The following is a 20,593-nucleotide window of genomic DNA, read 5'->3' on the forward strand; positions in this document are numbered from 1 at the left end:
AGCCCCCATTTTTCCGTTCTCAGAACACGATGTCCGCCGTGGGCACGGCACGGATCGGCACGCCGAAGCTGTCGATATTCGACAGCGTCTCGTTATGGTGGGTGCGGATCAGCAGACCGTCGGCATAGGGTTTGTCGTGGCAGGTGTGGGCATCAGCCGCCAGCGTCACCGGATAGCCGTGCGCCGCCGCGCTGCGCACCGTGGTATCGATGCAAAACGGCGTGGAGTAGCCGCAAACCACCAGCTGCGATACGCCGTTGGCAATCAGTAACGCACCCAGTGAGGTGCGCAGGAACGAGTCCGGCGTGGTTTTATCCACCCGATGATCGCCCGGCGCCACCTTCAGCGCCGCAAGCACTTGCCAGGCGGCGCTGCCGTGCGGCAGTTCGTCGTCCGGCGTGTGGTGCTGAATCACGACAACCGGCACGCCCGCCCGGCGGGCGCGCTCGCTCAGTTGGTTGATACGCGCAACGGTGCCCGCGGCATCCGCCGGCGGCGGCGTAAACAATCCTTCCTGCACATCGATAATCAACAGCGCGCTGGTCATGGCGGCTCCCGAAGAGAAGATAAGTGGCGTCAGCACACCGGCTGGCGCGGGCGGAAAATATGGTCGACGCCCTGCTCGCGCAGCCGGTTCACCAGATCGTGCCCGCCGTTCGGCGTGGCGTGCGCCAGCTGCCGCTCGGCGGTAAACACCGGGCTGGCCCAAAACAGGTTCACCGGATCGCCGTACTGCTGCGGCAGAGCCAGATGCGCGTTATGCGGGTAGAAGGACGACGATAAAATATAGCCCTCGTAGCCCAGCGGCGCCACGTCCGACTCCAGCGTATGCCCTTCGCCGATCCAGGTCAGCCGCGCCCACGGCGCATGCGCGAAACCGGCCAGCGCGCTGGCCATCTGCACCGCGTTGTCTTCGGTCATGTATTGGCTGTCGATGGCGATCGCCATCTCCATACGGCGATAGCGCGAAGCCTCGTCGTTGAACAGGATCTCCACCCACGGCATCGGCCGGATGCTGACCCCCATGGTGAGGAAGTAATAGATGCCGTCGCGCTCGTGCTGGGTGATGGCCATCGGCGGCCACTTGCCCTGATCGATGGCGTAGTACTTCACCGAAGGGCCGAAATGCGGCTCATAGCGCGCCTGAAAATCGCGCTGCATCTTCGGCCACGGGTTGCCCTCTTCACGCTGCCAGCTGCGCCAGAACTGGCGGGTGCTCTCCGCCTGCGCATACTGGGTGTTGGTCGAGGCCGAGCCGAGCGGATAGGCCAGCGGGCTCTCCTTGATGCAGCTGGCGGAATAGCACACCGAATGGTCGATATACAGGCTCCAACCGGGGATCACCGCCAGCAGTTGGCCGTAATACCACAGGGCCGCGCCGTCGTCGCTTTCGCTCCACACCACCATCAGCCCTTCCGGGTTCAGCGGCGCTTCGCCTTCCAGGTTGCGGCAATACTCCGCCGCCAGCATCGGCGGCTGCCCTTGTTCCAGCGCGGCGCGATCTTCCTGCAGCGGCGCGGCGGCCAGGTTGCGCAGCCAGCAGGCGCGCACCTGATAGCGATCGCTGTAGGCTTCGGCGGGATAGATATAAAAATAGGCTGCCCTGCTCCCTTGCTGAACCACCGCAACCAGCGTCTGGTTCTCATTGCTGACTTCAGCAAGTACGTATGACTCGTTCATATCACCTCAATAGGGTCAGGGCGCGGCAGAATCGGCTGCGCGCTAAAAATGGAATGTGGTTTTGCCCCCAAGTGTAAAACGCATTACTGGCCGGATCACCCGTAAAAGTCTCAAAAGCGGCCGTAAACGAAGATAAACAAAGACTAATTATAGCGGCTGTGGCTCATGACGGCTGAGTGATGCGCCGCACCGCGCGCTGATAGGAGCCGTTGCGCATCGACGCGCCCAGCACCTTGCCGAGGCCTGCGGCGCCCGTTCGCACCAGCCGCCGCCGCAGCGCGCCCGGATGAAAACCGAACTGCCGCTGCGCCCATTCGGGCAACAGATCGATGCCCGCCTGCATCACCACCCCGCCGAGCGGGCGCGCCAATGCGCTCGGCGCCGGCGCCTTCAGCAGAATGCGCGCCACCTCTTGCGTGCGTTCATCGCAGACCAGCTGCGGCCGCATCGCCTGCAGGTACTCTTCGACCTCCGCGCAGGACTGAGGGATGGCGGTCGCCCCCAGCGCGGCGGCCACGCGCGCCGCTTCGCGGTAGTATTGATCCTGCAAATCGCGGGAAAGATGGGGGTTGCGGTAGCGCAGGTGGCTGGCCAGAAAACGGCTGCTCTCCGCGACGTGCACCCAGGTCAGCAGCGCCGGATCGCTGGCGGCATAAGACGTGCCGTCGCTGCCGACGCCGGTCACCCGCAGATGGATGGCTTTGACTTTGGCGATCAGCCGCTCCGCCTCGGCGGTCGGGCCGAAGGTGGTGACCGACACGAACTGGCTGGTGCGGCGCAGGCGGCCAATCATATCGTCGCGGAAGTTGGAGTGATCCCACACCCCGGCCAGCGCCAGCGGGTGCAGCATCTGCAGCAGCAAGGCGCTGACGCCGCCGCACAGCATCGGGGTGAAATCGCGGTGTACCTGCCAGATGACCGACTGCGGGCCGAACAAGCCCGGATCGCCCGGCGGGTTCTCAAAATCGACGCCGCCGAGCGCCAGCCCGGTCAGGCTGAGCACCTGTTTTTCTATCGCTGCGCGTACCGCTTCCATCCTGCTGCCCTCTCGCTCATTCAGCGGCCAGTGTATCACGCGGCGGGCGCCCCATTACGCCCTGCGGCGGTTGAAAGCATTAACTTACTGAATTACAGTTATTATACCGCTGGCAGAAAGGCGGGCCTATTCGATCCACTGCAGAGGCGCTTTGCAGGGCGTTAACCCACGTTAATTCGGCACTAACCCCACAAAACCTCTATCTAGTTTTTTTCCTCCAACTTAGATAGCAGAGAGTTCGATGATTACCATCAGAGCACGCGCGGCGGAAGACAACGCGCAATTGGCAGATATCTGGCTGCGTTCGGTGCGCGCCACTCACCATTTTTTAACCGAAGACAACATCGCGCAGCTGTTCCCGCTGGTGCTGAACGACTACCTGCCGGCGGTTAACGTCTGGGTGGCCGAAGAGCGGCCGGGGCACCCCTGCGGCTTTATCGGCCTGAACGGCAACAAGGTGGAGATGCTGTTTATCGACGCCGATCAGCGCGGCAAAGGGGTGGGCAAAGCGCTGCTGACCCACGCGGAAACGCTGCACGATGAGCTGCAGCTGGACGTGAACGAGCAAAATCCGCAGGCCAGCGGCTTCTACCGCCACTACGGGTTTGTCATCACCGGCCGCTCGCCGCTCGACGGCCAGGGCAACCCGTTCCCGCTGCTGCACATGAAGCTGGACAAACGCTAGCCCTCCCGCCGGCCGCCCTGCGGCCGGTTTTCTCCCCCCTGTTTCACCCGCCGCTTTATATATCAAATCAGAATAAGTAATAGAATTTACATTCTTCCTGTCACTATAAACCCTCGGTAGGATTGCCCGGTATTCACCCGCAACAGAGGTTCCGTCCGCCACTCCCCGCCGGGTTGTGCCCGCCGAAAAGCCGAACGATCCCTGTCCGGCGCACCGCGCTCTGGACGGAATGCTGTGATGTATCGATAAGGATCCGCTTCGCTATGATCGTTCTTTCGAACGTTTGCAAAACTTTTGACAGCACACAGGGCCGCGTCGTGGCGGTAGACAACGTCAGTCTGGCAGTAGAGGCCGGGCAAATTTACGGCATCATCGGCTACAGCGGCGCCGGCAAAAGCACGCTCATCCGCCTGCTTAACGGCCTGGAAACGCCCACCAGCGGCCGCATTGACGTAGGCGGCTTCGATATCGCCCGCGCCAAAGGCAGCCATCTGCGCCAGGCGCGCCTGAAAATCAGCATGGTGTTTCAGCACTTCAACCTGCTGTGGTCGCGCACCGTCAGCCAAAACATCGCATTTTCCATGCAGATCGCCGGCGTGCCCAAGGCGCAGATTGCGCCGCGCGTGGCGGAACTGATCGCGCTGGTCGGCCTGCAGGGGCGTGAAGACGCCTACCCTTCGCAGCTCAGCGGCGGCCAGAAACAGCGCGTCGGCATCGCTCGCGCGCTGGCCAATAACCCGAGCGTGCTGCTGTGCGACGAGGCCACCTCGGCGCTCGACCCGCAGACCACCGACGCCATTCTCGACCTGCTGCTGGATATCAACCGCCAGCTGAAATTGACCATCGTGCTGATCACCCACGAGATGCACGTGGTGCGCAAAATCTGCCACCGCGTGGCGGTGATGGAAAACGGCCGCATCGTCGAAGAAGGCCCGGTACTCGACGTGTTCACCCGGCCACAGCAGCCGATCACCCGGCAGTTCGTCAAACAGGTGTCGCAGTATGCGGATACCGAAGAGAGCTTCAACCCGCTGCTCACCGCCCATCTGCCGGGGGCGATTTTCAAGCTGACTTTCGTGGGCGTGCAAACCCATCAGGCGGTGATCTCTGAAGTGATCCGGCGCTATGCCCTGACCGTCAACATTCTGCACGGCAAGATCAGCCACACCCTCAACGGTTCGTTCGGCGAACTGTACATTCACGCCGAAGGCAACGAACAACAAGTCGCCGACATGCTCAGCCTGCTGCACGAAAGAGATATCGCCGTCGAGGTTATCCAACATGATTGAGTCCCTGTTCCCCCACCTGCGTCTGGACTCACTGTGGGACGCCACCTGGGAAACGCTGTACATGACCGGCATCGCCGGTTTGGCCACGCTGGTGCTGGGCATCGTGCTCGGCGTGCTGCTGTTTTTAACCTCGAAAGGCCAGCTGTGGCAGAACCGGGCGGTCTACTCGCTGATCTCCGTACTGGTCAACGTCTTCCGCTCCATTCCGTTCATCATTCTGATCGTGCTGCTGATCCCGTTCACCAAATCGCTGATCGGCACCATTCTCGGCGCGGACGCGGCCCTGCCGGCGCTGATCGTCGGCGCGGCGCCGTTCTACGCCCGGCTGGTGGAGATCGCGCTGCGCGAGGTCGACAAAGGGGTGATCGAAGCGGCGCGCTCGATGGGCGCCAAAAACCGCACCCTGATTTTCCGCGTATTGCTGCCGGAAAGCTCGCCGGCGCTGGTTTCCGGCATCACCGTCACCCTGATCGCGCTGGTGAGCTACACCGCGATGGCCGGAGTGATCGGCGCCGGTGGCCTGGGCAACCTGGCCTATCTGGAAGGGTTCCAACGCAACCACAGTGACGTGACGCTGGTGGCGACGCTGACGATTCTGCTGATCGTTTTCGTCATTCAGTTCATCGGCGACACCCTGACAAGAACGCTCGATAAACGTTAATTAACCAAGGAAAACGATGATGAAAAAGCACCTACTGATGTTGGCTTTCGCCTCCGTCGCCACCCTCGCCTCTTACGGCGCCGCCGCGGCGACCAAGCTGGTGGTCGGCGCCTCCAACGTGCCGCACGCCGAGATCCTCGAACAGGCCAAGCCGATACTGGCGAAGGAAGGCATCGACCTGCAGATCAAGCGCTTCCAGGACTACATTCTGCCGAACACCGCCTTGGCCAGCCGCGACATCGACGCCAACTACTTCCAGCACGTGCCTTATCTGAACTCGGTGCTGAAAGACCACGCCGACGACAAGAGCTACGACTTCGTCAGCGCCGGCGCGATCCATATTGAGCCTATCGGCATCTACTCGAAGAAGTACAAGAGCCTGAAAGATCTGCCGGAAAACGGCAAAATCATCATGCGCGACGCGGTGGCGGAAGAAGGCCGCATCCTGTCTATTTTTGAGCGGGAAGGCGTGATCAAGCTGAAGCCGGGGGTAAGCAAGGTGGACGCGCGCATCACCGACGTGGTGGAAAACCCGAAACACCTGAAATTCCAGGCCAACGTTGAGGGCGCGCTGCTGCCGCAGATGTACAACAACGACGAAGGCGACGCGGTGGTGATCAACGCCAACTACGCCATCGACGCCGGGCTGAACCCGACCAAAGATCCGATCGCGGTCGAAAGCGGCGAAAACAACCCGTACGCCAACATCATCACCGTGCACCAGGCCGACGTGAACAAGCCGGAGATCGTGGCGCTGGTGAAGGTGCTGCACTCCAAACCGATTCAGGACTTTATCCGCGAGAAATATCAGGGCGCGGTGATCCCGGTCAATCAATAATCGGTTACACGGCCCGGTAAAAGCCGGGCCGGTTGTTACACCTTATTGCCGATCTGGCTGAGCCGCGGCCACACCAGCATCAACGCCTCCAGCAACCGCAGCAGATCGCTCCGGCTTGCCCCTTCGCGCGCCTGCACCGACATGCCTTCAATGGTGCAAATCACGTATTTCGCCAGCAGCGTGGTGTCGGTTTTCGCCAGCAGTTCGCCCTGCTGCACCTTGCGATCGAAGCAGGCCTTCAGCGCCGCTTCCTGCGCATGATGTTTCCTGCGCAGCATCTGGGCGACGTCGTCGGACGCAGACGACAGCGCGGCCGAGGCGCACACCATAAAGCAGCCTGACGGCGTATCGGGGTCGGTAAACACTTCGACGGAAGAGCGTACGTAGGCCTCGACGATCTCGGCCACCGGCAGATCCTGCTCCAACAGTTGGTTGGTGCAGGTGGTGTATTTTTGCAGATAGCGTTCCACCGCCGCGCGGAACATTCCTTCCTTGTTGCCGAATTCCGCATACAGCGTCGGCGCCTTGGCGCCGGTCACTTCCACCAGATCGGCCAGCGAGGTGGCTTCATAACCGTGCCGCCAGAACAGATCGAGCGCGCTTTCCAGCGCCCGGTCGCGATCAAATTGTTTCGGTCTGCCGCGGCTTTTCTTGCCGCAAACCTCTTCATTGATGCTCATCGTTCCTCTCCTATCCCGCTCCACGGCAGGGTTAGCACAAATAAATTAACGATCATTATAAAAAAATATTGCGCCTTCGTCGAGAACCGATTAGCATTTAGTTATCGATCGTTAAGATAATTTAGCGAAGCGGATTAAAACCCTCTATTCACCGTTATCGGAAAGGAATTAACATTATGAAAAACTTAAAATTAACCTTAGCAGCTCTCACTCTGGCCAGCGTTTCCTTCGGCAGCTTCGCCGCCGATTTAGTCCAGAACCAACCGGCAGACCAGCAGAAAGTGGGCGTCATCACCGTCAGCGGCGCGTCCGATCTGACCTCGCTGGAAAGCAGCCTGGCCGCCAAAGCCGATCAGGCGGGTGCCAAATCCTTCCGCATCATCGGCGCCGGTGGTAACAACCAGCTGCATGGAACCGCAGAAATCTATCAATAACAAGACATTAAACCAGCGGATCGCGAGAAATTCTGCTCCCGACGCCAGGGCATCAAAAAAAATTAATTAACGAGCATTAAAAAAATACTTGCAATCCGTCAAACCGGCATCTAACATTAAATTATCGATCGTTAATTAATTTAACGACCTTACAAAACAAACATCGTAAAGAACATAGATAGGAAATAAGACCATGAAAAACCTGAAAATGACCATCGCCGCCATCGCACTGGCCTCCGTCTCCTTCGGCAGCTCCGCCGCCGAACTGGTCAACGCTCAACCGGCAGATCTGCAAAAAGCCGGCGTCGTTACCGTCAGCGGTGCTTCCGACCTGAGCAGCCTGGAAAACAAACTGGCGGCCAAAGCCGACGCTGCCGGCGCCAAATCCTTCCAGATCATCGCCACCACCGGCGACAACAAACTGCACGGTACCGCGATCATCTACAATTAATTGCCAGATAGGTAATCGTGCAAAAGGGCGGCTCAGGCCGCCTTTTGTTTGTTTTGACGCCAACGTTCTGTTGTAAGCTGTAGCAACCTTTTTTTGCTGAGCCGAGCAACGACATGACTCCCCTGCTGTTTCACAAATATCACGGCCTGGGCAACGACTACCTGGTATGCCACCGTTCGGTCGCCGATCGTCTGAGCCAGGAACAGATCCGCCTGCTGTGCCACCCGCATTACGGCATCGGTTCCGACGGCCTGCTGATCGACAGCGGCGACGCCGTCAATCCCACCCTGCGCATCATCAACCCGGACGGCTCCGAAGCGGAGAAAAGCGGCAACGGCCTGCGTATCTACGCGCGGTATCTGTTCGACAGCGAGCGCGTGGGGCATCAGCCGTTTCTGGTGCACACCGCCGGCGGCGACGTGCGTTGCCAAGTGGCGGAAGACGCGCATCAGATAACCGTGGAGATGGGGCGCGCCAATTTCAGCCCGGCGGCGCTGCCGGCCTTGATCGATCTGCCGGAGGCGCTGAACTATCCCCTGCCCCTGAGGGAGGAGACGTTAAGCGTTTCGCTGGTGTCGATGGGCAACCCGCACTGCGTGGTGCCGGTGGAGAAACTTGATCTGGCGCAGGTGCATCGGCTCGGACCGCAGATTGAACGCCATCCGCTGTTCCCGAAACGCACCAATGTACAACTGGTGGAAGTGGTCGATCGCCAGACGCTGCGCATCGGCATCTGGGAGCGCGGCGCCGGTTTTACCCTCGCCTCCGGCAGCAGCAGCTGCGCCGCCGCCAGCGTGATGCGCAAGTTGGGACGAGTCGGCGATCGGGTTAGCGTGCGGATGCCGGGCGGCGAACTGCAGATCGCCTTCAGCGGCGATTTTCAGGTCAGCATGCGCGGACCGGTGCATAAAATCGCCACCCTGACGCTGGACGAAGATTGTTTTGCCGGCGGCGCGGGGCTGTTTACGGGATCCACCCCAGCAGCCTGAACCACAGATAGTCCAACGGCACCAGCAGCGCAAAGCTGAGCGCGGCCAACAGCAGGCACAGCTTCAGCCCTTCGCGCGCCGGCACTTTGCCCATCCCCATCGCCACCACGATCGGCGAAGCCTGATACGGCAGCAGCGGCGTGGCGTAACCGATCACCTGGGTCATCAGCACCGTCAGCAGCGGCAGGCCGCTGCCCGCAGACAGCGCCTGCGCCAGCGGGGTAAACAGCGCCGGTACGCCGTTGGCGGTCACCACGAAATTCAGCAACGCGGTGATCCCCACCAGCGAACCGAATGCGGTGAACGGTTTGCCGTGCAGATCCGGCATCATCGCCAGCAGCGCACCGCCCAGCCGATCGCCAAGCCCCGAGTGGCTGACCAGCGCCGTCAGCCCCAGGATCCCCGCCACGTAGATGCAGGTGCGCACGTTAACCCCGGCGGCGAACTGCTCGCCGTTGAGAAACCCGATACGCGGCAACAGGCACAAGCAGGCCGCCGCCAACCCGATCCAGGCGGGAGCGATGCCGTGCCAGCTGTCGGTCATCCACAGCAACACCGTGGCGCCCAACAGCGCGATCAGCCGCCATTCGGCGGCGCTGAGCGGGGTTTGCGCCGCCTCGGCCGCCACCGGCTGCGGCCGCGCACGGAACAGGCCGCAGATGCACAGCGTCAGCAGTGCGCCTTTGGCGATCCCGAGCACCGGGGCGTGCAACAGCAGGTAAGAGAGATAAGCGAAGTGGCTGCCGTAGGCGCTTTCCGCCGCGCCGCTCATCACCAGGTTGGGCACATTGGCCGGCAGGATGCTGGCGGAGAGCTGGAAGGTGCCGAACCCCACCGCCAGCGCCAAACCGATGTGGCCGCGCGTGCCCTCAGCCAGACCGGCGCGATCGGCCAACGCCATGACGATCGGCATCAGCAGCGTAATGCGCCCCATGTTGGAAGGCATGACAAACGCCAGCGCGTAGCTTATCGCCACCACCCCGCCCACCAGGCGGGGCCAGGAGCCGGCCAGGTGCGGCAAGAGCCGGTTGGCCAGGCGATCCGCCAAGCCGGTGCTGCGGATGGCGGTGCCCAGCACGAAACCGCTGAGCACCAGCCAGAATGCGGAAGACGCGAAACCGGAAAAGGTCACTGCGGCGGGCGCCAGCTGCAACACCATCACCGCCGCGAAGAACAGCAGCGCGACCAGATACTCCGGTAAGCGGGCGCTGGCCCATAGCGCGATGACCACCAGCGTGACCAGCGCGGACAGCGCCATCGGATCCCCCAACATAGTTTCCTCCCTGATAAAACGTTGTGATTGTTATCAAACGGTTAACAGGGTGGCACAAGGCGCGGGCGCTAACCTTGAAACCGCTCACATATCGTCGTTCTGCAGATTTTTCAGCATGCACACGTTGCAGCCGTGATGGCCGGTGTTGCCGCGCCGTTCCGTCAACAGCGTGAACCCCAGCGCGTAGTACAGCCCGATCGCCTCTTTCAACTGTTCGGTGGTTTCCAGGTAGCAGTAGCGATACCCCGCCGCCCGCGCCGCCTTCAGCGCCTGCACCACCATATAGCGCGCCATGCCCAGCCCGCGCGCGCCGGGCTTGAAGAACAGTTTCTGCAGCTCGCAATAGCCGGGCTCTTCGCCCGCCAGCGGCGCCATGCCGACGCCCCCCACCACCTGCCCTTCCCGCTCCAGCACCCAGTAGTGGCCGCCGTTGTCGCGATACAGGCCGGTCAGCCGATCGAGATCCGGATCGTGCAGGCTGACGCCTTCCATCTTGTCCATACCGTACTCGCGAAACACGTCGCGAATGATCGCCGCCATCGCCGCATCGTCGCGCGCGGCGATCGGCCGCACCCGCAGGTTGGCGTCGCGCTGTTTGCGCGCGCTGCGCAGCGCCGCGGTCATCTTTTTCATCGCCGCCGTGGTGCTCGCCAGCTCATCGTCGTCCAACTGCGCCAGCGCCGCCTGCATAAAACCGTCGGCGTCGCTCTCGATGCCGGCCAGCGCCTTGCCGCCCTTTTTACTCAGCCGATGCAGGTTGTGCCGCTTGTCATCCGGATGATCCACCGTTTCTATCACGCCGGCGGCCACCAGGCTGCGCAGCGCCCGGCTGGCGCTGGCCTTGTCGATGCAAAGCCGGGCCGCCAGCTCGGTGACGCCCAGCGGCTGCTCGCTGACTTCGATCATCAGATGGATCTGCAGCGGCGAAAAGCGCGAGCCGTTGCTCTGCTTGTTCAACATACCGAATTCTCTGACCAAACTACGCGCCAATGCTCTGAAATCCCTGATGTTCACAATTGATATCCCCGATTAGCTACCGATGAAAAATGACACTTGGTTGATAGTGTTACCTAATTTTCACTACCTTAACGGATCATCAAGCCGCCATGAACCCCGGCATAACACAGGAGTTGATGCAAAACGTAACATTACTCAATACAACAAACTGATTAGTTAAAATATTTCAGGATTAATGGCCATATGTTTGCGATTAAAAAGACAATAACCCAGACAAAAAATGCACAATCGTGGAAAACGCTGTGATGACAAGAGAAAATCGATACTAATTCATTGCATTCCAATAGGTTACAACAATGTTAATAGCGACATTAATGCCGATATCTTGTTGTAATTTGTTACATATTCATGGCAGGATCGCGGCGTTTCCATAACGGCGACAACGTTCGTTATGTCAACGTCGGGCGCGGGTTGCTCCCGCGCTGTTTTATGCTCATGGAGAGATCGCATGCCAATGAAAAAATCACTCGCCGTCTGTTCCGTTGCCCTTTCCGTCACTTTGCTGGCGGGCTGCGCGACCGAATCCTCCCGCTCTTTGGAAGTGCCGAAAGTGGCTTCCTACAACACCACTTATCAGGGCCCACGCAGCCCTATCGCCGTCGGCAAATTCGACAACCGATCCAGCTACATGAACGGCATCTTCTCCGATGGCGTCGATCGGCTGGGCAATCAGTCCAAGACTATCCTGATCACGCATTTGCAGCAGACTGGCCGTTTCAACGTGCTGGATCGCGCCAACATGGAAGAGTTGAAAACTGAAGCCGGCATTAAAGGGAAGGCGCAAACGCTGAAAGGCGCCAACTATGTGATTACCGGCGATGTCACCGAATTCGGCCGTAAAGAAGTCGGCGATCATCAGCTGTGGGGGATTTTGGGCCGTGGTAAATCACAGGTCGCTTACGCCAAAGTCAATCTGAACGTCGTAAACGTACAGACCTCAGAAGTCGTCTATTCCGCTCAGGGCGCCGGTGAATACGAACTGTCCAATCGCGAAATCATCGGTTTCGGGGGCACCGCCAGCTACGACTCCACCCTCAACGGCAAGGTGCTGGATCTGGCCGTGCGTGAAGCCGTCAATAACCTGGTCACCGGTATCGAAAACGGCGCATGGCGCCCTGCTAACTAACGGAATAGAAGCAGAAAGATGATAACTAAAAGAATGGGCGGGGCGCTGTTTGCAGCGACCCTGCTGGCCGGCTGCGCCGCGCCGAAAACGCTTTACAATTGGGATGGCTACCAGACTTCTCTCTATCAATACTACCAGCAGGAGGGGCAAAGCCCTGAGCAGCAGATCGCCACGCTGAAAGAGATCGTCGAGAAATCCCGCGCCAAGGATAAAGCCGTACCGCCAGGTCTGCATGCGCAGCTGGGGCTGCTGTACAGCAAAATCGGCAACGACGGACAAGCCATGAATGAATTCAACACGGAAAAAACGCTGTTCCCGGAGTCGGCGCCGTTTATGAATTTCCTGATGGCCAGGGATAAAGGGAGCTTTAAATGAAACGTGTACTCACTTTCCTAGCCGTTGCCGCCACCCTGTTGCTAAGCGGCTGTGCCAAGCAGACGCCTTATGATTATGCGGCGTTCCATGAGAGCAAGCCGAAGTCGATCCTGGTCTTGCCGCCGGTTAACCAGTCGCCGGACGTCAAAGCCAGCCACAGCGTGCTCGCCAGCGCCACCTTGCCGCTAGCCGAGGCCGGTTACTATGTGTTGCCGGTCGCTGTAGTGGAGGAAACCTTCCTGCAAAACGGCCTAACCAACGCCAACGACATCCGCGCCGTCAGTCCGAAAAAACTGCACCAGATTTTCGGCGCCGACACCGTGCTGTACCTGGATGTCACGCAATACGGTACCAGCTACATGGTGATCAGCAGCGAAACCCGCGTTACCGTAGCCGCTCGCCTGGTCGATCTGCGCAACGGCAAACAGCTGTGGGCCGGCACCGCCACCGCATCCAGCAACGAAGGCAACAACAACTCCGGTGGCCTGCTGGGCATGGTGATCAGCGCCGCGATTTCGCAAATCGCCGATACCATCAGCGACAAAGGATTTGATGTTGGCGCCATCGCCAATACCCGCCTGCTATCGGCGACAGGTCAGAACGGCGCCATTCTTTATGGCCCACGCTCACCTCATTACGCCAGCCAGCGTTAAGCCGTCTCTCGGGCGGCCTTCTCGGGCCGCCTATGCCAAACTTGTCCCTTTTGCCAAAAGTAGCCCATGCTTTAACGGCAACTGCTCCTCTCCTTCTGGCTAACCGGGACGCTGGCTCATGACGAAAAAAACCACCCTGCTGCAATTCTTCCACTGGTACTACCCCGACGGCGGCAAACTGTGGCAGGAGGCCGCCGAGCGCGCGCCGCACCTCGCCGAACTGGGCATCACCGATCTGTGGCTGCCGCCCGCCTGCAAGGGCGCTTCCGGCGGCTACTCCGTCGGCTACGATACTTACGATCTGTTTGATCTCGGCGAGTTTGACCAGAAAGGCAGCGTGGCCACCAAATACGGCGACAAGGCGGCGCTCGAACACGCCGCCAATACGCTGCGCGAACACGGCGTGGGGGTGCTCTACGACGTGGTGTTCAACCACAAGCTCGGCGCGGACGAGAAAGAACAGGTACACGTGTTCAAGGTGGACGCCAACAACCGCAACGACATCGACGACCAGGGCTTCGACGCGCTGGCCTACACCCGCTTCACCTTTCCCGGCCGCCAGGGCGTGCATTCCGAGTTTATCTGGGATTACAAATGCTTCAGCGGCGTCGACTACGTTGAGCAGCCGGACGACAAAGGGGTGTTCAAAATCGCCAACGACTATGGCGACGACGGCTGGAACGATCAGGTCGACGACGAAAAGGGCAACTACGACTATCTGATGGGCGCCGACGTGGAGTTCCGCAATACCGCCGTGACGGAGGAACTCAAATACTGGGCGCGCTGGCTGTTGGAAAGCCTGCCGTGCGACGGCTTCCGCCTGGACGCCGCCAAACACATTCCCGCCTGGTTCTTCAAAGAGTGGGCGGATCACGTGCGCGACAGCGCGCAGCGCGACCTGCTGATCGTTGCCGAATACTGGTCGCACGATCTGAGCGCGCTGCAACAATACATCGAGTTGGTGGACGGCAAGGTGATGCTGTTCGACGTGGCGCTGCACCTGAAGTTTCATCAGGCGTCGAAACAGGGCGACGGCTTCGACATGGCGCAAATCTTCACCGATACCCTGACCGCCGCCGATCCGGCCCACGCGGTGACGCTGGTCGCCAACCACGACACCCAGCCGCTGCAGTCGCTGGAAGCGCCGGTGGAACCCTGGTTCAAACCGCTGGCCTACGCGCTGATCCTGCTGCGCGAACAGGGCGTACCCTGCGTGTTTTACCCCGACCTGTATGGCGCCAGCTACCGCGACAAGGGGCGCGACGGCGGCGAGTACCAGATTGATATGCCGGCGATCCCGGAGCTGGAGAAGCTGATCGCCGCCCGCCAGCGTTTCGCCAACGGCCCGCAAACCGACTACTTCGACGACAGCCACTGCGTGGCCTTCAGCCGCGCCGGCACCGCCGAGGCCCCCGGCTGCGTGGTGGTGCTGACCAACGGCGGCGAAAGCGGCAAGACGGTCGCGCTGGGCGCCGATCTGGCGCACACCGCCTGGCGCGATTTCCTCGGCAACCGTCAGGAGGAAATCACCACCGACGACCAGGGCAGCGCCCATTTCCCGGTCAACGCCGGCAGCGTCAGCGTCTGGGTGCCGGCCGCCAGCCTGTAAGCGCCCGCCGCCGCGCAATGATGCAGCGGCGGCAAAACTAATGTTTGCCTTTCGGGTCTAACTTACGCTATCAACTGCGCAAGCCATTCACACCGGAGCCTAAATAGGGTACAAGGCTGCATGAAAATTCCAAAACGACTCCAGCCGCTGGTTGATGACGGATTAATCGACGACGTCATCCGCCGGTTGAAAAGCGGCAAAGAAGCCGACGTGTTTATCGTGCGCTGCGGCGATGAGATCCGCTGCGCCAAAGTGTACAAAGAGGCCGAGAAGCGCAACTTCAAGCAGGCCGTTCACTATCAGGAAGGGCGCAAGGTGCGCAACAGCCGCGACGCGCGCGCCATGAGCAAAGGCTCCAAATTCGGCCGCCAGCAGCAGGAAGAAGCCTGGCAAAACACCGAAGTGGACGCGCTGTATCTGCTGGCCAAGGCCGGGGTGCGGGTGCCGCAGCCGGATATCTGCCTGGACGGCGTGCTGCTGATGGAGCTGATCACCGACGAAGAAGGCCTGGTGGCGCCGCGCCTGAGCGATGTCATCCTGACGCCGGAACAGGCGCGCGCCGATCACGCCCTAATGATGAACTACGCGGTGCGCATGCTGTGCGCCGGCCTGGTCCACGGCGACCTGTCGGAATTCAACGTGCTGATGGATAAAGACGGGCCGGTGATCATCGACCTGCCGCAGGTGGTGGACGCCGCCGCCAACAACCACGCCAAAAGCATGTTCGAGCGCGATATCGGCAATCTGGCGGAGTATTACGGCCAGTTCGCGCCGGAGCTGCGCGATAGCCAATACGCCAAAGAGATTTGGGCGCTGTATCAGGAAGGCAACCTGACGCCGGACAGCGTCCTCAGCGGCCGGTTCAGCGAAACCCTGAAACGCGCCGACGTCGGCTCGGTGCTGGAAGAGATCCAGGCCGCCGGCGAGGAGCATCAACGCCGCATGATGGCGCGCAACGCGGAAGAGTAACGCGCCGCGCTATTCGACGCGAAACACCTCCGGCCGCTGCAGCGTCGCCGCCTCGTGATAAATATCCCCCAGATAGCCGGCGATCTCCTCTTCGCGCAGGTCGGCCGGCAGCACGATATCGTAGCTGGGGGCATACTTGCGCTCCGGCAGCGTCACGCGGAACAGCCGCCATTCGTCCCCGATGCGCTTCACGCCCAGCAGACGGCCGAATACGTTAAAAATCATCATCCGCCATTCCCCCTCTCGTCGCTTTCAGGCTATAACACTGTGATGCCGCCGCAGTGAAAAGGAAAGCGTATGAGTGAAAAAACGCCGCAGTTCTGGCGCGATCCGCAGTTGCCGTTCGTCGAAGCCCGCGCCATCGCGGATGGCCGCCAGGTGTGCTACAGCCTGCACAGCCACGAATTCTTTTCCATCGGCGCCATCACCGGCGGCGTCAGCACCTATGTCAACGGCGAGCAGCGCATGCAGGTCGGCGCCGGCGATTTGGTTGTCATCAACCCGCAGCAGGCGCATGCCTGCAACCCCATCGCCGACCGCCGTTGGTCATACATCATGTTCTATCTCGATCTCGCCTGGCTCGGCGCGCTGCAGCAGGAGCTGCTCGGCGGCGACGGCGACCGTTTTGTTCCGTTCAGCCAGCCGCTGAGCCGCGATCCGGCGCTGTTCCACGGCCTGAACCGGCTTTATGCGCTGCTGACGGATCCGCTGTGCAGCGCGCTGGAAAAACAGATCGCCATGGTGGAGTATTTCAGCGCCCTGCAGCTCGGGCTGGGCGATGCCCGCCAACCGGAGACACCGCCGCATACCCGACTGGAAGCGGCGGCGGCGTTTATCGACGCGCACTGCACCCGGCCGCTGACGCTGGACGACATTTGCCGCGCCGCCGCGCTGTCCCCTTCTTACCTGATCCGCGCCTTCCGCCAGCGTTACGGCATGACGCCGCACGCCTATCTGGTTAACCGCCGCGTGCAGCACGGCCATCGGCTGTTGAAAAGCGGCCTGCCGATCGCCGCGGCCGCCAGCGAAAGCGGCTTTGCCGATCAGGCGCACTTCCAGCGCACCTTCAAGCAGCTGCTGGCCGCCACGCCGGGGCAGTATCAAAAAACCTCCGCCAGCAGATAGCAGGCGCTGGCCGCCAACAGCAGCGCCATCGCGCGGTTGAAACGCCGCACGTTGCGCGCCTGCCTGAGCAGGCCGCGCAGCATCGCGCCGACATAGGCCCAGCAGGCCACCGAGGCATAGCAAATCACGAAGTAGAGCCCGGCGAACTGCCACAGCAGCCGGATGTCGCCGTCGCCGACAAAGGCGCCGAGGCTGGCCACCGACGCCAGCCACGCCTTGGGGTTCAGCCATTGCATCAGCGCGCCGTAGCGGCAGGAAGGCGCCCGCGCCGCGCCGCTGCCCAACCTGCCGTCGTCAACCGCCAACCGATAGGCCATAAACAGCAGGAAAGCCACGCCGGCCCACTGAATCAAGCGGGTCAGCGCCGGCCACAGGATCAGCAGCTGGTGCATGCCCAATCCCAGCAGCACCAGCAACAGGGTAAACCCCAGCGTGGCGCCGAACACGTGGCGCTGGGCCGCGCCAAAGCCGAATTGCGCCCCGGCACTCAATGCGACGATGTTGACCGGGCCGGGGGTGATGGAGGCCGCCAGCGCAAACGCGGCCATGGAAAGGTAGATATTCATGATGGTCACCTGAGAAAGTATTCACAGGCGCCAGAATGCCGACCGCCGTCGGCAAGGTATTGAACAGAATTGCCCTGTTCGGTTTAACGCGCGATCGCCGCCCGGCGGCGCGGCAGCCCGAAGGTGTTGACCGCCATGCCGCCCAGCACCAGCAATGCGCCGCCGAACTGCGCCGGCGACAGCGCTTCATCCAGCAGCAGCCAGGCGGCGAACAGCCCGACCAGCGGCACCAGCAGCGTCAGCGGCGCAACGCGCCAGGTTTCATAGCGCCCCAGCAGGCTGCCCCACACCGAATAACCGAACAGCGTGGCGGCAAACGCCAGGTAGGCAACCGCCAGCCAGGTGCCGACCTGCACATGGCCCAGGCTGCTCAGCACCGCCTGCGGGCCGTCGAACAGCCAGCTGCAGGCCAGGAACGGCACGACCGGGATCGGCGCGCTCCACACCACCAGCGACAAAATGTTGCGCTGCGGGAAACCGGCCAGGATCTTCTTGTTGGTCAGGTTGCCCAGCGCCCAGGAAAACGCCGCCGCCAGCGTCAGCAGCAGGCCCGCCAGGGGGACCGCGCCGCTGCCCGGCTTATGCAGGCTGGCCTGCGCCAGCACCAGCATGCCGCCGCTGGCGATAGCGATGCCGACGAAATGGTTGACGCGCAGCTTTTCGCCCATCAGCACGACACCCAACAGCAGGGTGAAGAACACCTGCGCCTGCAGCACCAGCGAAGCCAGCCCCGCCGGCATGCCCACCTTGATGGCGACAAACAGGAAGGCAAACTGCGCGAAGCTCATGGTCATGCCGTACAGCAGCAGCCATTTCCACGGGATCGTCGGGCGCGGGATAAAGAAGATCGCCGGCAACGCCACCAGCAAAAAACGCATCCCGGCCAGCAGAAACGGCGGCATGCCCTGTAAACCGAACTTGATCACGACGAAATTCACGCCCCAGATCACCACCACCAACAGCGCCAACAGCCGATCGCGCAATGTCATCCTCGCCCCGCTTATCCCATTGAAAATTCGCTTTAGCTTGCAGGTTACAACCAAACCGGGCGTATGGACACCGGCAAACGCCGGCGATTATTCCGGCATCAGGCCGATAAAGGTGGTCTTCTTGCGCGGGCCGGTCATCAGCGCTTCCAGCTTCTCCACGCACTGCAGGTAGTGCGGGGTCTGCTTGTGCGCCGCCACCGCCTGCTCGTCGCGATAGGCTTCGTAGATGTAAAACCGCGTCGGAATCTGTTCGTCCTGCAGCACGTCGAAGCGCAGGTTGCCCGGCTCTTCGATTGCACCCAGGTGATTGGCGCGGAAAACATCGATAAATTCGTCGATTTTGTCTTGTTTAACGTTGATCTCAACCAATGTGACGTGCATGACAGCTCCTTGTTTGAACGGCGCGCCGTAGCATGGCGCTTTCCAACCATAGGTTTATTCCCGTCGATTGCCCTGCCGCAACGGCAATTTTGCCGCCTGGCTCACAAATCGCATCGGCGACGCCCACTCCTCCCCCGGCGGGGTAAGGCGGCGGCATCTATAGTTAACACTCCTCCCCCTGAGAGCATAGGCTATGGATAACTACTTGATGGCGCTGGACGCAGGAACGGGCAGTATTCGCGCGGTGATCTTCGATCTGGCGGGCAATCAGATCGCGCACGGCCAGGCGGAGTGGCAACACCTGGCGGTGCCGGGCGTGCCCGGCTCGATGGAGTTTGACCTCAGCCGCAACTGGCAGCTGGCCTGCCAGTGCATTCGCCAGGCCTTACAGCGCGCCGGGCTGACGGCGCAGGCGATACGCGCGGTGGCCTGCTGCTCGATGCGTGAAGGCATCGTTCTGTACGACCGCAACGGCGTGCCGATCTGGGCCTGCGCCAACGTCGACGCGCGCGCCAGCCACGAAGTCAGCGAGCTGAAAGAGTTGCATAACCACGGCTTCGAACGCGAGGTGTATCAATACTCCGGCCAGACGCTGGCGCTGAGTGCCATGCCGCGTCTGCTGTGGCTGGCGCACCATCGGCCGGACATCTACCGCCAGGCGGCGACGCTGACCATGATCAGCGACTGGCTGGCCAACATGCTCAGCGGCGAGCTGGCGGTCGATCCTTCCAACGCCGGCACCACCGGCATGCTGGATCTGACCAGCCGCGACTGGCGGCCGGCGCTGCTCGACATGGCCGGGCTGCGCGCCGATATTTTGTCGCCGGTGAAAGAGACCGGCAGCGTGCTGGGGCGCGTCACCGAACAGGCGGCGCAGGAGAGCGGGCTGCTGCGCGGCACCCCGGTGGTGATGGGCGGCGGCGACGTGCAGCTCGGCAGCCTGGGGCTTGGCATCGTGCGCGCCGGGCAGACGGCGGTGCTCGGCGGCACCTTCTGGCAGCAGATCGTCAACCTGCCGGAGCCGGCCATCGATCCGGAGATGAACATCCGCATCAACCCCCACGTCATTCCCGGCATGGCGCAGGCGGAATCCATCAGCTTCTTTACCGGCCTGACCATGCGCTGGTTCCGCGACGCCTTCTGCGCGGAGGAAAAATTGCTGGCGGAGCGGCTGGGGGTCGATGCCTACAGCCTGCTGGAAGAGATGGCGGCCAGGGTGCCACCGGGCGCCTACGGCGTGATGCCGATTTTCTCCGACGCCATGCATTTCAAAACCTGGTATCACGCGGCGCCGTCGTTCATCAATATGTCGATCGACCCGGAGCGCTGCAATAAACAGACGCTGTTCCGCGCGCTGGAGGAGAACGCCGCCATCGTCTCCGCCTGCAACCTGGAACAGATCGCCGCCTTCTCCGGCGTGCAGGCGCGCTCGCTGGTGTTCGCCGGCGGCGGCGCCAAGGGCAAGCTGTGGAGCCAGATCCTCAGCGACGTCACCGGGTTGACGGTGCGGGTGCCGGTGGTGAAAGAAGCCACCGCGCTGGGCTGCGCGATCGCCGCCGGCGTCGGCGCCGGGCTGTTCGAGTCGCTGGCCGAAACCGGCGAACGCTTGGTGCGCTGGGAGCGCGAGCATCAACCCGACATGACCCACCATGCGTTGTATCAGGAACAGAAAGAAACCTGGCGGCAGGTTTACGCCGATCAGCTGACGCTGGTGGATAACGGCCTGACCACCTCGCTGTGGAAAGCGCCGGGGCTTTAAACGCAAGC

Annotated in this window: 24 protein-coding genes; 14 read left to right on the forward strand and 10 right to left on the reverse strand. The window is 61.5% G+C overall.

Annotated elements, in window-relative coordinates; translation table 11 throughout:
• Nucleotides 1–19: 19 nt before the first annotated feature.
• The 3 genes from ACJ8MK_RS04185 to ACJ8MK_RS04195 form a co-directional block, all read right to left on the reverse strand.
• The gene (locus tag ACJ8MK_RS04185; protein WP_060426465.1) at nt 20–547 is read right to left on the reverse strand and encodes a cysteine hydrolase family protein; all 528 of its coding nucleotides are present in this window, start codon (nt 545–547) and stop codon (nt 20–22) included.
• Between the two features lie 29 nt (nt 548–576).
• Nucleotides 577–1,680 carry a suppressor of fused domain protein gene (locus ACJ8MK_RS04190; RefSeq protein WP_308333083.1) on the reverse strand — a complete coding sequence of 368 codons (1,104 nt, stop codon included), beginning with the start codon at nt 1,678–1,680 and terminating at the stop codon, nt 577–579.
• 163 nt (nt 1,681–1,843) lie between these two features.
• Nucleotides 1,844–2,716, reverse strand: a complete 873-nt coding sequence (locus tag ACJ8MK_RS04195; RefSeq protein ID WP_442517526.1) for an oxygenase MpaB family protein — start codon at nt 2,714–2,716, stop codon at nt 1,844–1,846.
• Nucleotides 2,717–2,957: 241 nt separating this feature from the next.
• Here ACJ8MK_RS04195 and ACJ8MK_RS04200 point away from each other — a divergent pair, with 241 nt between their 5' ends.
• The 4 genes from ACJ8MK_RS04200 to ACJ8MK_RS04215 all read left to right on the forward strand — a co-directional run bounded on the left by ACJ8MK_RS04200 (nt 2,958) and on the right by ACJ8MK_RS04215 (nt 6,189).
• Nucleotides 2,958–3,401: an acetyltransferase gene (locus ACJ8MK_RS04200; protein WP_015377088.1), complete on the forward strand. Its 444-nt coding sequence runs from the start codon at nt 2,958–2,960 to the stop codon at nt 3,399–3,401.
• 263 nt (nt 3,402–3,664) lie between these two features.
• Nucleotides 3,665–4,690, forward strand: coding sequence for a methionine ABC transporter ATP-binding protein (locus ACJ8MK_RS04205; RefSeq protein ID WP_048233037.1), 1,026 nt, complete (start codon nt 3,665–3,667; stop codon nt 4,688–4,690).
• A complete protein-coding gene (locus ACJ8MK_RS04210; protein ID WP_033653452.1) occupies nt 4,683–5,351 on the forward strand; it encodes a methionine ABC transporter permease in 669 nt (222 codons plus the stop codon). Before ACJ8MK_RS04205 ends, ACJ8MK_RS04210 begins: the two co-directional genes overlap by 8 nt.
• Nucleotides 5,352–5,370: 19 nt before the next feature.
• On the forward strand, nt 5,371–6,189 hold the full coding sequence (locus tag ACJ8MK_RS04215) for a MetQ/NlpA family ABC transporter substrate-binding protein (protein WP_033653453.1): 819 nt from the start codon (nt 5,371–5,373) through the stop codon (nt 6,187–6,189).
• A 35-nt stretch (nt 6,190–6,224) separates the two neighbouring features.
• Here the strand turns inward: ACJ8MK_RS04215 and ACJ8MK_RS04220 are convergent, their stop codons facing one another.
• On the reverse strand, nt 6,225–6,869 hold the full coding sequence (locus tag ACJ8MK_RS04220) for a TetR/AcrR family transcriptional regulator (RefSeq protein ID WP_033637579.1): 645 nt from the start codon (nt 6,867–6,869) through the stop codon (nt 6,225–6,227).
• Nucleotides 6,870–7,045: 176 nt separating this feature from the next.
• On the opposite strand from ACJ8MK_RS04220, the gene bhsA (ACJ8MK_RS04225) reads away from it, so the two are divergent.
• The 3 genes from bhsA (ACJ8MK_RS04225) (at nt 7,046) to dapF (ending at nt 8,743) form a co-directional block, all read left to right on the forward strand.
• A complete protein-coding gene (gene bhsA / locus ACJ8MK_RS04225; RefSeq protein ID WP_033637578.1) occupies nt 7,046–7,303 on the forward strand; it encodes a multiple stress resistance protein BhsA in 258 nt (85 codons plus the stop codon).
• Between the two features lie 193 nt (nt 7,304–7,496).
• Entirely contained in the window at nt 7,497–7,754 is a 258-nt protein-coding gene (gene bhsA / locus ACJ8MK_RS04230) for a multiple stress resistance protein BhsA (RefSeq protein WP_060451404.1), read from the forward strand.
• A gap of 113 nt (nt 7,755–7,867) precedes the next feature.
• Entirely contained in the window at nt 7,868–8,743 is an 876-nt protein-coding gene (dapF, locus tag ACJ8MK_RS04235; protein ID WP_033647009.1) for a diaminopimelate epimerase, read from the forward strand.
• Here dapF and ACJ8MK_RS04240 read toward each other — a convergent pair.
• Together ACJ8MK_RS04240 and ACJ8MK_RS04245 are read right to left on the reverse strand one after the other, a co-directional pair.
• Nucleotides 8,718–10,016: an SLC13 family permease gene (locus tag ACJ8MK_RS04240; protein ID WP_442517527.1), complete on the reverse strand. Its 1,299-nt coding sequence runs from the start codon at nt 10,014–10,016 to the stop codon at nt 8,718–8,720. The genes dapF and ACJ8MK_RS04240 overlap by 26 nt on opposite strands.
• Before the next feature lie 84 nt (nt 10,017–10,100).
• Nucleotides 10,101–11,006: a bifunctional helix-turn-helix transcriptional regulator/GNAT family N-acetyltransferase gene (locus tag ACJ8MK_RS04245; protein WP_103773781.1), complete on the reverse strand. Its 906-nt coding sequence runs from the start codon at nt 11,004–11,006 to the stop codon at nt 10,101–10,103.
• Nucleotides 11,007–11,487: 481 nt separating this feature from the next.
• On the opposite strand from ACJ8MK_RS04245, the gene ACJ8MK_RS04250 reads away from it, so the two are divergent.
• From ACJ8MK_RS04250 to ACJ8MK_RS04270, 5 genes are all read left to right on the forward strand, one after another.
• Nucleotides 11,488–12,159 (forward strand): CsgG/HfaB family protein, encoded by a 672-nt coding sequence (locus ACJ8MK_RS04250; protein WP_033647014.1) that lies wholly within the window; start codon nt 11,488–11,490, stop codon nt 12,157–12,159.
• A gap of 18 nt (nt 12,160–12,177) precedes the next feature.
• On the forward strand, nt 12,178–12,534 hold the full coding sequence (locus tag ACJ8MK_RS04255) for a DUF4810 domain-containing protein (protein ID WP_103798818.1): 357 nt from the start codon (nt 12,178–12,180) through the stop codon (nt 12,532–12,534).
• On the forward strand, nt 12,531–13,187 hold the full coding sequence (locus ACJ8MK_RS04260; protein WP_033647017.1) for a DUF799 domain-containing protein: 657 nt from the start codon (nt 12,531–12,533) through the stop codon (nt 13,185–13,187). Before ACJ8MK_RS04255 ends, ACJ8MK_RS04260 begins: the two co-directional genes overlap by 4 nt.
• Nucleotides 13,188–13,305: 118 nt before the next feature.
• The gene (gene amyA, locus ACJ8MK_RS04265; protein ID WP_033647018.1) at nt 13,306–14,796 is read left to right on the forward strand and encodes an alpha-amylase; all 1,491 of its coding nucleotides are present in this window, start codon (nt 13,306–13,308) and stop codon (nt 14,794–14,796) included.
• Between the two features lie 120 nt (nt 14,797–14,916).
• On the forward strand, nt 14,917–15,765 hold the full coding sequence (locus tag ACJ8MK_RS04270) for a PA4780 family RIO1-like protein kinase (protein WP_033637570.1): 849 nt from the start codon (nt 14,917–14,919) through the stop codon (nt 15,763–15,765).
• 9 nt (nt 15,766–15,774) lie between these two features.
• Here the strand turns inward: ACJ8MK_RS04270 and ACJ8MK_RS04275 are convergent, their stop codons facing one another.
• The gene (locus tag ACJ8MK_RS04275) at nt 15,775–15,993 is read right to left on the reverse strand and encodes a DUF7661 family protein (protein WP_033647021.1); all 219 of its coding nucleotides are present in this window, start codon (nt 15,991–15,993) and stop codon (nt 15,775–15,777) included.
• Between the two features lie 69 nt (nt 15,994–16,062).
• Between ACJ8MK_RS04275 and ACJ8MK_RS04280 the strand changes: the two genes are divergently transcribed.
• Nucleotides 16,063–16,890, forward strand: coding sequence for a helix-turn-helix domain-containing protein (locus ACJ8MK_RS04280; RefSeq protein WP_442517528.1), 828 nt, complete (start codon nt 16,063–16,065; stop codon nt 16,888–16,890).
• Here ACJ8MK_RS04280 and ACJ8MK_RS04285 read toward each other — a convergent pair.
• The 3 genes from ACJ8MK_RS04285 to lsrG all read right to left on the reverse strand — a co-directional run bounded on the left by ACJ8MK_RS04285 (nt 16,866) and on the right by lsrG (nt 18,826).
• Complete coding sequence (locus ACJ8MK_RS04285) at nt 16,866–17,456, reverse strand: LysE family translocator (protein ID WP_442517529.1); 591 nt, start codon at nt 17,454–17,456, stop codon at nt 16,866–16,868. The genes ACJ8MK_RS04280 and ACJ8MK_RS04285 overlap by 25 nt on opposite strands.
• Nucleotides 17,457–17,539: 83 nt before the next feature.
• On the reverse strand, nt 17,540–18,445 hold the full coding sequence (locus ACJ8MK_RS04290; RefSeq protein WP_033647025.1) for an EamA family transporter: 906 nt from the start codon (nt 18,443–18,445) through the stop codon (nt 17,540–17,542).
• A gap of 87 nt (nt 18,446–18,532) precedes the next feature.
• A complete protein-coding gene (gene lsrG, locus ACJ8MK_RS04295; protein ID WP_004939559.1) occupies nt 18,533–18,826 on the reverse strand; it encodes a (4S)-4-hydroxy-5-phosphonooxypentane-2,3-dione isomerase in 294 nt (97 codons plus the stop codon).
• Nucleotides 18,827–19,019: 193 nt separating this feature from the next.
• Here lsrG and lsrK point away from each other — a divergent pair, with 193 nt between their 5' ends.
• Nucleotides 19,020–20,585: an autoinducer-2 kinase gene (gene lsrK, locus ACJ8MK_RS04300; protein ID WP_033637567.1), complete on the forward strand. Its 1,566-nt coding sequence runs from the start codon at nt 19,020–19,022 to the stop codon at nt 20,583–20,585.
• Nucleotides 20,586–20,593: the final 8 nt, after the last annotated feature.

Origin of the sequence: Serratia sp. CY38905 (genome assembly GCF_052168875.1) — a bacterium.
Classification (GTDB): domain Bacteria; phylum Pseudomonadota; class Gammaproteobacteria; order Enterobacterales; family Enterobacteriaceae; genus Serratia; species Serratia sarumanii.

Bases quoted from the DNA above. Each gene is read 5' to 3' on its own strand.
- ACJ8MK_RS04280 (WP_442517528.1), top strand. From the start codon at position 16,063: ATGAGTGAAAAAACGCCGCAGTTCTGGCGCGATCCGCAGTTGCCGTTC.
- ACJ8MK_RS04275 (WP_033647021.1), bottom strand. From the start codon at position 15,993: ATGATGATTTTTAACGTATTCGGCCGTCTGCTGGGCGTGAAGCGCATC.
- ACJ8MK_RS04195 (WP_442517526.1), bottom strand. From the start codon at position 2,716: ATGGAAGCGGTACGCGCAGCGATAGAAAAACAGGTGCTCAGCCTGACC.
- ACJ8MK_RS04205 (WP_048233037.1), top strand. From the start codon at position 3,665: ATGATCGTTCTTTCGAACGTTTGCAAAACTTTTGACAGCACACAGGGC.
- bhsA (WP_033637578.1), top strand. From the start codon at position 7,046: ATGAAAAACTTAAAATTAACCTTAGCAGCTCTCACTCTGGCCAGCGTT.
- ACJ8MK_RS04240 (WP_442517527.1), bottom strand. From the start codon at position 10,016: ATGTTGGGGGATCCGATGGCGCTGTCCGCGCTGGTCACGCTGGTGGTC.
- ACJ8MK_RS04200 (WP_015377088.1), top strand. From the start codon at position 2,958: ATGATTACCATCAGAGCACGCGCGGCGGAAGACAACGCGCAATTGGCA.
- dapF (WP_033647009.1), top strand. From the start codon at position 7,868: ATGACTCCCCTGCTGTTTCACAAATATCACGGCCTGGGCAACGACTAC.
- amyA (WP_033647018.1), top strand. From the start codon at position 13,306: ATGACGAAAAAAACCACCCTGCTGCAATTCTTCCACTGGTACTACCCC.
- ACJ8MK_RS04220 (WP_033637579.1), bottom strand. From the start codon at position 6,869: ATGAGCATCAATGAAGAGGTTTGCGGCAAGAAAAGCCGCGGCAGACCG.
- lsrG (WP_004939559.1), bottom strand. From the start codon at position 18,826: ATGCACGTCACATTGGTTGAGATCAACGTTAAACAAGACAAAATCGAC.
- bhsA (WP_060451404.1), top strand. From the start codon at position 7,497: ATGAAAAACCTGAAAATGACCATCGCCGCCATCGCACTGGCCTCCGTC.
- ACJ8MK_RS04250 (WP_033647014.1), top strand. From the start codon at position 11,488: ATGAAAAAATCACTCGCCGTCTGTTCCGTTGCCCTTTCCGTCACTTTG.
- ACJ8MK_RS04185 (WP_060426465.1), bottom strand. From the start codon at position 547: ATGACCAGCGCGCTGTTGATTATCGATGTGCAGGAAGGATTGTTTACG.
- ACJ8MK_RS04210 (WP_033653452.1), top strand. From the start codon at position 4,683: ATGATTGAGTCCCTGTTCCCCCACCTGCGTCTGGACTCACTGTGGGAC.
- ACJ8MK_RS04270 (WP_033637570.1), top strand. From the start codon at position 14,917: ATGAAAATTCCAAAACGACTCCAGCCGCTGGTTGATGACGGATTAATC.
- ACJ8MK_RS04290 (WP_033647025.1), bottom strand. From the start codon at position 18,445: ATGACATTGCGCGATCGGCTGTTGGCGCTGTTGGTGGTGGTGATCTGG.
- ACJ8MK_RS04255 (WP_103798818.1), top strand. From the start codon at position 12,178: ATGATAACTAAAAGAATGGGCGGGGCGCTGTTTGCAGCGACCCTGCTG.
- ACJ8MK_RS04260 (WP_033647017.1), top strand. From the start codon at position 12,531: ATGAAACGTGTACTCACTTTCCTAGCCGTTGCCGCCACCCTGTTGCTA.
- ACJ8MK_RS04190 (WP_308333083.1), bottom strand. From the start codon at position 1,680: ATGAACGAGTCATACGTACTTGCTGAAGTCAGCAATGAGAACCAGACG.
- lsrK (WP_033637567.1), top strand. From the start codon at position 19,020: ATGGATAACTACTTGATGGCGCTGGACGCAGGAACGGGCAGTATTCGC.
- ACJ8MK_RS04215 (WP_033653453.1), top strand. From the start codon at position 5,371: ATGAAAAAGCACCTACTGATGTTGGCTTTCGCCTCCGTCGCCACCCTC.
- ACJ8MK_RS04285 (WP_442517529.1), bottom strand. From the start codon at position 17,456: ATGAATATCTACCTTTCCATGGCCGCGTTTGCGCTGGCGGCCTCCATC.